General features: G+C 57.2%; 6 protein-coding genes. 4 read left to right on the forward strand and 2 right to left on the reverse strand.

Annotation, left to right across the window (positions count from 1 at the left end):
• Positions 1–196: 196 nt before the first annotated feature.
• The 3 genes from aroA to AC1XOS_RS19585 are packed head-to-tail and all read left to right on the forward strand — an operon-like array spanning position 197 to position 2,771.
• Positions 197–1,444, forward strand: coding sequence for a 3-phosphoshikimate 1-carboxyvinyltransferase (gene aroA, locus AC1XOS_RS19575; RefSeq protein WP_481963904.1), 1,248 nt, complete (start codon positions 197–199; stop codon positions 1,442–1,444).
• Positions 1,429–2,088, forward strand: a complete 660-nt coding sequence (gene cmk / locus AC1XOS_RS19580; protein ID WP_481963899.1) for a (d)CMP kinase — start codon at positions 1,429–1,431, stop codon at positions 2,086–2,088. Before aroA ends, cmk begins: the two co-directional genes overlap by 16 nt.
• Positions 2,085–2,771, forward strand: coding sequence for a lysophospholipid acyltransferase family protein (locus AC1XOS_RS19585; protein ID WP_481963900.1), 687 nt, complete (start codon positions 2,085–2,087; stop codon positions 2,769–2,771). The genes cmk and AC1XOS_RS19585 overlap by 4 nt, the downstream gene beginning before the upstream one ends.
• Before the next feature lie 46 nt (positions 2,772–2,817).
• Here the strand turns inward: AC1XOS_RS19585 and AC1XOS_RS19590 are convergent, their stop codons facing one another.
• Together AC1XOS_RS19590 and AC1XOS_RS19595 are read right to left on the reverse strand one after the other, a co-directional pair.
• Positions 2,818–3,213, reverse strand: a complete 396-nt coding sequence (locus tag AC1XOS_RS19590; RefSeq protein ID WP_481963901.1) for a hypothetical protein — start codon at positions 3,211–3,213, stop codon at positions 2,818–2,820.
• Between the two features lie 136 nt (positions 3,214–3,349).
• Positions 3,350–4,417, reverse strand: coding sequence for a serine hydrolase domain-containing protein (locus AC1XOS_RS19595; protein ID WP_481963902.1), 1,068 nt, complete (start codon positions 4,415–4,417; stop codon positions 3,350–3,352).
• A gap of 30 nt (positions 4,418–4,447) precedes the next feature.
• On the opposite strand from AC1XOS_RS19595, the gene AC1XOS_RS19600 reads away from it, so the two are divergent.
• Positions 4,448–4,956: thiolase family protein (locus tag AC1XOS_RS19600; protein ID WP_481963903.1), on the forward strand; the 509-nt coding region annotated here is incomplete at its 3' end.

The raw sequence follows: 4,956 nt of genomic DNA on the forward strand, positions 1-4,956 counted from the left end.
CCCTATTGCGGCGAAGATACTTGGGGCAAAAGCCCTTGGGAAAATAGCGCGACGCCAGAATTTATGTTAGTGGCCTTTCTTGGTCTTGCTAGGTGAAAGCTTAGGAAAACCGAGAAGGGCCATTGCTGTTTGTGATATTCTGTAGGTTGTGACTCTTCCCTTGCAACTCGAAATCCTACCCGTTTCTTCGCCTATTGTGGGTACTGCGTCTGTGCCCGGTAGCAAAAGTATTACGAACCGCGCTCTTGCCTTAGCGGCACTTGCTGGTGGTGAGACGCTTCTGATAGGTGCCTTGGTTGCTGATGACACGCAGCGAATGCAGGACTGTCTTGTGAATCTAGGGTTTCGTGTGGAAGTAAGTAACACAGCACATCAGGTGCGGGTGTGGGGACGCGATGGCGCAATACCTGTCTCGCAGGCACAGCTCTTTGTTGGGAACTCAGGGACGACTGCTCGCTTTATTAGCCCGATTGCAGCGCTAGGGTACGGAGAGTTTCTTCTTGATGGCGTGGAGCGGATGCGGGAGCGCCCTATTCGTGATCTTGCGGAGGCACTAGGCAAGCTTGGAGTGGAGATTGACTGCCCGACGGGATGTCCGCCCCTCACGATTCATGCGAAGGGGCTTCAAGGTGGCTGCACGACCGTTCGCTCTGATGCCTCTAGTCAGTTTCTCTCAGGGTTATTGCTGGCGGCTCCCTGTGCGACAAACGAGACGATAATCCGTGTTGAGGGGCCGATTCTCTCTGCGCCTTACATCGAAATGACAGTTGCAATGGTGCGTCAGTTTGGGGGGATCGTGGAGGTTTTGGATGGCGGGCGCACGTACCGGATTCCGGGAGGGCAGAAGCTCAAAAGTCCTGGGACGTATGCCATTGAGCCTGATGCCTCTGCCGCTTCTTACTTCTTTGCCGCAGCCGCAGTGACGGCGGGGCGGGTGCGAATAGAAAATCTTGGGCCGGACGCGCTGCAAGGTGATGTGGCCTTTGTAGACGTTTTGGAGCAGATGGGCTGTGTGGTGACCAAAGCCACGGGTTTTATCGAGGTTCATGGCCCTAAAACTCTTCGTGGGGTGACCGTAGACATGAATGCAATCTCCGATACGGTGATGACACTCGCGACAATTGCGCCGTTTGCCGATTCACCGACGGTGATCGAGAATGTTGCCCATATTCGGCATAAAGAGACAGATCGCTTGTCTGCGGTGGCCACTGAGCTACAGCGTCTCGGGGTGCGTGTCGAGGAGCGATCTGACGGTCTGACGATTTTTCCGGCTAAACAGCTCTTGCCTGCGACGATTCAGACCTACGATGATCACCGGATGGCAATGGCCTTTGCCATTTCGGGGCTGAGGTCTCCAGGGATCGTGATTGATAACCCGCAGTGTGTTGCCAAGACGTTCCCCGATTTTTTTGCACGCTTGGAGGAGCTATGCAGCGCTGGATAGTGGCAATTGATGGGCCTGCGGGAGCCGGAAAATCTACGGTGGCGCGCTTGCTAGCAGACCGTCTGGGGTATGTCTATCTGGACTCTGGGGCGATGTACCGCTGCGTGGCGCTACTGGCCTTGCGATCTGGGACAGAGCCGGAAGAAAGCACGGCATTGGCGGAGGCGGCGCAGATCACGTTCGACCCTGCCGGTATTGGAGAACCACAGCGCGTGCTTCTCGGAGGAGAAGACGTCTCTCAGGCGATCCGGACTCCGGAGGTTTCCCAGATGGCCTCCAAAGTAGCCGCCGTTCCGCGTGTTCGAAAAGCACTGGTGAAGCTCCAGCAAGCGCTCGGTGCGCAGGGTGGCGTGGTGATGGAGGGGCGTGATATTGGGACGGTGGTCTTTCCGCAGGCGGAGCTGAAGATCTTTCTGACCGCCTCGCCAGAAGAGCGCGCACGTCGCCGTCATGCCGAGCTGGAGGCCCGTGGTGAGGTCTTTGACTACGCAAGGGTGCTTGCCGAGCTTAAAGAGCGCGATGAGCGAGACGAGACCCGCGAGGCCTCGCCGCTCAGGGCAGCACCCGATGCGCTCACGTTTCTGACCGATGGACGGACGATTGAGCAGATTGTAGTGGAACTTGCGGGTAAAGTAGAGGCATGAGCGACGATAAAACGGCACCGAAGCAAACGGATACTTATTGGATATTAAAACGAGGAACGCTGGTTCTTCTGCGGCCTTGGGCGACGTTTTACATCCAGGGGGCTGAAAATGTTCCCAAAGAAGGTCCGGTTCTCTACGTGAGCAACCATACGTCTTATCTTGATCCCGTGGCAATTGGCAACGTGACCCCACGCCGTGTCGTCTTCATGGGTAAGGCAGAGCTTTTTCACCATAAGATCCTGAACTGGCTCCTGAGGGGCGTAGATGGTTTTCCGGTCAAGCGCGGTGAAGCGGATATGACGGCGTTTAAAACGGCCCTGGGATTCTTAAAAGCGGGGCGTGTTGTTTGTGTCTTCCCAGAAGGAACCCGTCAGGACTCTGAGGAGAAAATCGGAGTGCCGGAGCCTGGGGCCGCGCTCTTTGCCATAAAGACAGGCTGCCCCGTGGTGCCCGTTTTCGTGAGTGGGGCGAGTCATGTTCTGGGTAAGAAAGGTGGTCTCCACCGGGGGAAGATCACCGTTGCCTTTGGGGAGCCCTACACCATTCCAAAAACGGCGGATCGTGATACGGCAGGTCAGGAGATGATGGAGGCGGTCGCCAAGACCCGCGAGCACTGGCGGGGGAAACCGGCACAGCGGGTCGGAGTTTTCTCGCCGATTCCTCCACGGGAGAATCAAAAATAGAAAAAGCCCGGCAAAGCGCCGGGCTTTTTTTTATTTTAGGTTACTTTTATTCCGCCGAAGGGTTAATAAAAACAATCGAGCCACTCTCGCTGACATTGAGGCCGATGCTGCCTGCAAGGACGCTCTCCAGGAGTGCCTTGTTGAGCTCGTAGGCGGCCATACGATCCGGCGATGCCAGGGCTTTCTGACGGCGCGGACGGCCGACGAGGGTCTTGAGCTCCTCGGTCTCGGCATGTACGCCACGTGCCCAGTTGATCACACTCTGTAGCTCTTCCTGAGAAGCACCCTCAGTGCCACGGGTCTTCAAAAGCGAGTCTACAAGAATCGCGGTCTGTGCGGCATGATCAATCACACGGCTTGTTCGTCGTCGTCGGCGCACCACAGGGGCTGCTTCGTTTGCTTCGGTTGTTACTTCACTGATTACTTTAGGTCGTCGTCCCATTGTTTTCTATTTCCTTATTTGGCCAGGCTGTCTTCTTATTTGGCTAGGCTGTCTTCCTGACCGATGCTGCCCACGTTGGGGCTTCAAAAGAAATTATACCGTGAAAATTAAGAGTCAACCTCCCAGAAAGACATCATTAACTTATGATTTTTGCAACCATTGTGGATACGGCTCGCCTTAAGGGGATGACACTTACTTTAGAGCTGCTTTCTGCAACATGGACTGCATTTGTAAGTAGAATAATTGCTGTGCCAGACGAAGGGACTAGCCAAATAGAAGTACCCGTGAAGCCTGTATGTCCGTAAGACGCTTCTGATAGGGAGCCTCGGATCGCGTAGGCGCTACCAATATCCCATAAAACGCCGCGCTGTCCCTCGGGGCCTGCGAGAGGGGACTGTGGGGTTGTCATTGATCGAACGGTCTCAGGACGATAGATCCCACGCCCTCCTTCTAGCATTCTCTGGGCAAAGCGTCCCAGGTCGTCTGCGGTGGAGAAGAGGCCCGCATTACCTGAGACACAGCCTGCCCCTTCGAGCGCGGCAGCCGTCGGGTCGTGCACTTTACCGCGGCGACCGGGGAGATCATCGCCCGACACGGTGGCGGCGCAGCGAGGAGCAAGCTGCACACCCGGGCGGTAGGTTGTCTCGGTCATTGCCCACGGGAGAAAGACACGCTCTCGGCAGAAGATATCCAGCCGCTGCTTGGCGATAGCCTCGACAACCGCTCCCAGTGCGATCGCGGAGTAGTCCGAGTAGATAAATTTCTCCCCAGCTCCTGCGGCTCTCCGGGAGCGAACGATCTCCCCGACGATCTCGTTGAGCGTGACGTAGCGATTGGAATAGGCTCCCCCCGCCGGAATCCCCGCACAGTGCGTCGCGAGCTGCCGAATCGTAATGCCGGGGCGCTGGGAGAACTCAGGCAGAAATCTCTCCACAGGGTCGTCTAAGGTAAGCTGACGTGCCTCTAAAAGTAGCGCCAGCGCACTTCCCGTCGCAATGGGTTTGGTCAGTGAGGCGAGGTCAAAGAGTGTCTCACAGGTCATGGGGCGCTTTTCGGGGCGCAGACCGGCGTAGCCCCAGCACTGGCGCAAGACGACCTTGCCCTGGTGTAGGATCAGCAAAACGGCCCCCGGAACACCCTTGGCAACGGCCTCTGCGACAAGCTCTGCGGCGGGTTGAAAGCGATTGGTCTCTAGAAAGCTCATGTGATTATTGTACCGGGGTATAATCGGCTCATGGACAATGTTGTAATTGTCGCGGCGGGACGCTCCGCCCTGACACGCTCTCCTAAGGGAAGTTTTAAAGACCTGCGCCCCGATGATCTGGCCGCTTTTGTGCTGAAGGGCGTCCTCGCGCGGGTTCCTCAGCTCTCCCCCGCTCTAGTGGACGATGTGATCCTGGGCTGCGCGATGCCGGAGCTGGAACAGGGAATGGACGTGGCCCGTGTGGCGGCGCTTCGTGCGGGGCTCCCCGCAAGCGTGGCCGGGCTGACCCTGAATCGCTTCTGTGCATCGGGGCTGGAGGCGATTGCGACGGCGGCGGCAAAGCTGGCAACCGGCCAGGCGGATTTTATTTTAGCGGGTGGTGTGGAGAGCATGACCCATGTTCCGTTTATGGGCGAGACTCTGCGTCCCAACGATGCCCTCTCCGGCGATACCTGGCTTGGAATGGGCGATGCAGTGGAGCGTGTTGCCCTCGAGGAGGGCATCACGCGCGAGCAGTGCGACACGTTTGCGCTCCGGAG

This window comes from Armatimonas sp., assembly GCF_964826245.1.